The 3,782-nt window shown below is 72.1% G+C and carries 5 protein-coding genes; 1 reads left to right on the top strand and 4 read right to left on the bottom strand.

Features of this window, described 5'->3' with window-relative positions; translation table 11 throughout:
- The first annotated feature begins 32 nt into the window (after positions 1-32).
- Positions 33-1,223 carry a sensor histidine kinase gene (locus SACPADRAFT_RS0219160; RefSeq protein ID WP_407690028.1) on the top strand — a complete coding sequence of 397 codons (1,191 nt, stop codon included), beginning with the start codon at positions 33-35 and terminating at the stop codon, positions 1,221-1,223.
- A gap of 108 nt (positions 1,224-1,331) precedes the next feature.
- On the opposite strand, the gene SACPADRAFT_RS0219155 is transcribed toward SACPADRAFT_RS0219160, so the two are convergent.
- From SACPADRAFT_RS0219155 to SACPADRAFT_RS28775, 4 genes are all read right to left on the bottom strand, one after another.
- Complete coding sequence (locus tag SACPADRAFT_RS0219155; RefSeq protein ID WP_007026859.1) at positions 1,332-1,673, bottom strand: RNA polymerase-binding protein RbpA; 342 nt, start codon at positions 1,671-1,673, stop codon at positions 1,332-1,334.
- 55 nt (positions 1,674-1,728) lie between these two features.
- A complete protein-coding gene (gene secG, locus SACPADRAFT_RS0219150) occupies positions 1,729-1,959 on the bottom strand; it encodes a preprotein translocase subunit SecG (protein WP_007026858.1) in 231 nt (76 codons plus the stop codon).
- 58 nt (positions 1,960-2,017) lie between these two features.
- Complete coding sequence (gene tpiA, locus SACPADRAFT_RS0219145) at positions 2,018-2,803, bottom strand: triose-phosphate isomerase (protein WP_007026857.1); 786 nt, start codon at positions 2,801-2,803, stop codon at positions 2,018-2,020.
- Positions 2,803-3,782, bottom strand: a 980-nt coding sequence (locus SACPADRAFT_RS28775; RefSeq protein ID WP_040924613.1) for a phosphoglycerate kinase, incomplete at its 5' end; no start/stop codon positions are given. The genes tpiA and SACPADRAFT_RS28775, both read right to left, overlap by 1 nt.

Here is a 3,782-nt window from a genome sequence, read left to right as displayed (position 1 = left end):
CGGCGACTCCCGCCGACGCGACGCCGGACCCGGTGTCGCCGGACCGGGCGCCGGAACCCACGCCCCCACCCCGCGGTCCGGTGCGGCGGCTGGTGGACCAGCTCGTCGGCACCGACCCGGACACCCAGCGCCGCCCCGCCGTACCGGGATGGGTGGCCGACATCACGTTCGTCGTGGTCGCGCTCCTCGACGTCTGGCTGGTGGTGCCGGACGAGGCACCCCCGTACACGGTGTGGCTGTCCGCCGCGAGCTGCGCGGCGCTGCTGCTGCGCAGACCGCTGCCGTTCCTGGCGCTGGTGTTGGCGGTGCCGGGGTTCTTCGCGGGCTGGGCGCAGCTCGCGGTGATGTTCGCCCTCGGTTCCCTGGCCACGCGCAAGCAGTGTCACTGGCACGTGTGGGTGGGGGCGGCACTGGTGTGGTGCTGCCGGTTCGTGCTCTGGCCGTGGTCGGAGATGCTGGCGTTGAGCTGGCGGATGCACGTGCTCGACGCGATCTACGGCGTCATCGTCGCGGGGATGCCGGTGGCGATCGGGCTGCTGATCGGTGCCCGGACGGAGCTGGCCACCCGGCTGGCCGAGCTCGCGGCGAGCCGGGACCGCGAACGGCAGCTGCACGCCCAGGCGGTGCGCGCGGAGGAACGGGCCCGGTTGGCCCGGGAGATGCACGACGGGGTCTCACACGACATCACCCTCATCGCGATGCAGGCCTCGGCCCTCTCGGCGGCCAGTGCCGACGACGAGACCCGGCGCACGGCGGCCACGATCCGCACCCTCAGCACCCGCACGCTGGAGGAACTGCGCACCCTGCTCGGGGTCCTGCGCTCGGACGCGGAGGACGGACCGTCACCGGACCTGCGGGATTTGGACGACCTCGTGCGGAACGCGGGGGTACCGGTGCGGCTCACGGCCGACGACCTGCCGGACACGCTGTCCGCGCAGGTGTCGGCGGCGGCCTACCGCACGGTCCAGGAGTGCCTGACCAACGTCCGCAAACACGCCCCGGGCGCCACCGCGCACGTCGACGTGACCACCTCATCGGAGCAGGTGCGGGTGGAGGTGCGCAACGGGGCACCGTGCGCACCCGCGGACTCCCCGCTGCCCTCCGGCGGCGGGTACGGTCTCGCGGGCCTGGCCGAACGGGCCCGCCTGCTGGGCGGCGACGTCGACACCGGCACGACCCCGGACGGCGGCTTCCGCGTCCGCGCCCACTACCCCGTCACCTGACCCGGCGGGGTGTGCCGTGAAGGACCCCTTCCCTGCCCCGGACGCCGTGAAGGACTCCTTCGCTGCATCACACGCAGGGAAGGAGTCCTTCACGGCACCACCGGTGCGTCAGGGCTCGCGGCGGCGCCGGATGCGGTCGAGGGCCTCGGCGAGGATCGCCTCGCCGTCGGCGTCGCTGCGGCGTTCCTTCACGTACGCCAGGTGCGACTTGTACGGCTCCGTGCGCGGAGCCGCCGGCGGGTTCTGCTCGTCCCGCCCCGCGGGGAGCCCGCAGCGCGGGCACTCCCACTCCCCCGGCGTCTCCGCGTCCACCGCGAACGACGGCCGGGATTCGTGTCCGTTGGCACACCAGTAGGAGATCCGGCGACGCGGGGCGGCCTCCCCCCGCTCCGCCTCGCCGGACGGACCCGCACCGATGCGCGTGCCCCGTATCGCGTGACCGCCAACCATGATCTCGTCACCCCACCAGTCAGTTGACGTACCCGCGCCGGGCACGCCGCATCGATCAGAGTTTCACGAGCAGGCCGAGTCCCACGATGGCGATCATCCAGACCGCCCCGAGACCGAGTGTCATGCGGTCCAGGTTCTTCTCCGCCATGCTCGACCCGGACAGACTCGACTGCATCCCGCCACCGAACAGCGACGAGAGCCCGCCGCCACGGCCCCGGTGCAGCAGCACCGCGACGATCAGCAACACGCTGGAGACGATCAACAGGATTTGCAGGAACAGCTTCATGTCATCCTCTGTGTACTGCGGGTGGCGGAACTCCAGGGTAACGCAGGCGGCGCCCCCGTCAGGGTAGTGGGCCGCCCGCGGCGAGCGCGCACAGCTTCGTGAACTCGTCGCCGTCCAAGCTGGCCCCGCCGACGAGCGCACCGTCCACGTTGTCGCACTTGATCAACTCGGCGATGTTGTTCGACTTGACCGAGCCACCGTAGAGCACGCGCACCTGCTCGGCGAGCTCGGCGCCGTACTTGGTCTCCAGCGCCGACCGCAGCGCCGCGCAGACCTCCTCGGCGTCCGAAGGGGTGGCGACCCGCCCGGTGCCGATCGCCCACACCGGCTCGTAGGCCACCACGACGTCACGCACCTGCTCGGCCTTGAGCCCCTTGAGGCCCTCGATCAGCTGGCCGGTGGTGTGCGCGAGGTGCTCACCCGCCTCGCGGACGTCGAGGGACTCCCCGACGCACAGGACGGGCGTCAGCTCGTGCTTGAACGCCGCGCGCACCTTGGAGTTCACGACCGCGTCGGTCTCGCCGTGGTGTTCCCGGCGTTCGGAGTGTCCCACGACCACCCAGGAGCAGCCCAGCTTCGCCAGCATCGGGCCGGACACGTCCCCGGTGTGCGCGCCCGAGTCGTGCGGCGAGAGGTCCTGCGCACCGTAGGTGAGCAGGAGCTTGTCCCCGTCCACCAGCGTCTGCACACTGCGCAGGTCGGTGAACGGCGGCAGCACGGCCACGTCCACCTTCGAGTAGTACTTCTCCGGCAACGAGAAGGCGATCTTCTGCACCAGGGCGAGGGCCTCGAGGTGGTTGAGGTGCATCTTCCAGTTGCCGGCGATCAGCGGCTTGCGGCTCATCACTGCTCCTCACTCAGCACGGCGACGCCGGGCAGGTCGCGGCCCTCCAGATACTCCAGCGAGGCGCCCCCGCCGGTGGAGATGTGCGAGAACCGCTGCTCGTCGAGCCCGAGCACCCGGACCGCGGCGGCGGAGTCCCCGCCGCCGACCACGCTGAACGCGTCCGCATCCGCGATCGCCCGGGCCACCCCCCGGGTGCCCTCGGCGAACGGGGCCATCTCGAACACCCCCATGGGGCCGTTCCAGAACAGCGTCCGCGCCGACGCGATCGCCGCGGAGAACTCGGCCACGGTCTCGGGGCCGATGTCGAGCCCCATCCAGCCTTCCTGCAGCGCCGTGGTGGCCACGGTGCGGGTGTTCGCCTCGGCCGAGAACGCGTCCGCGGCCACCACGTCGACCGGCAGCACGAGCTTGCCGCCCGCCTCGGCCAGCAGCCGCTCACAGGTGCCGACCATGTCCTGCTCCAGCAGCGACGAGCCGACCCCGTGGCCCTGCGCGGCGAGGAAGGTGAAACACATGCCGCCGCCGATGAGCAGCCGGTCCACCTTCGGCAGCAACGCCTCGATCACCGCGAGCTTGTCGGAGACCTTGGAGCCGCCGAGGACCACGGTGTAGGGCCGCTCCGGATCGCCGGTCAGCGTCCGCAGCACCTCCAGCTCGGACAGCACGAGGCCGCCCGCGTAGGCGGGCAGTTCGCGTGCCACCTCGTACACCGACGCCTGTTCGCGGTGCACCACGCCGAAGCCGTCGGAGACGAACGCGCCACCGGGGCCGGTCAGCGTGGCGAACTCGCGGGCGAGCTCGCCACGTTCGTCGGCGGACTTACTCGTCTCGCGGGGATCGAACCGCACGTTCTCCAGCAGGGCGACCTGCCCGTCGCCGAGCCCGTCGGCCACCGACCGCGCACCCGGGCCGACGACGTCGCCCGCGAGCGGGACGTCGGCCCCGAGCAGTTCGCCGAGCCGGTCCGCGACCGGCG

Origin of the sequence: Saccharomonospora iraqiensis subsp. paurometabolica YIM 90007 (genome assembly GCF_000231035.2) — a bacterium.
Taxonomy (GTDB): domain Bacteria; phylum Actinomycetota; class Actinomycetes; order Mycobacteriales; family Pseudonocardiaceae; genus Saccharomonospora; species Saccharomonospora paurometabolica.
The sequence above is the reverse complement of the archived record's forward strand: the minus strand, read 5'-3'. Positions and strand labels throughout refer to the sequence as shown.

What these genes read in the sequence shown, in the direction of transcription:
- SACPADRAFT_RS0219155 (WP_007026859.1), bottom strand. Translation starts at nt 1,673, where the DNA reads ATGGTTGGCGGTCACGCGATACGGGGCACGCGCATCGGTGCGGGTCCG.
- secG (WP_007026858.1), bottom strand. Translation starts at nt 1,959, where the DNA reads ATGAAGCTGTTCCTGCAAATCCTGTTGATCGTCTCCAGCGTGTTGCTG.
- tpiA (WP_007026857.1), bottom strand. Translation starts at nt 2,803, where the DNA reads ATGAGCCGCAAGCCGCTGATCGCCGGCAACTGGAAGATGCACCTCAAC.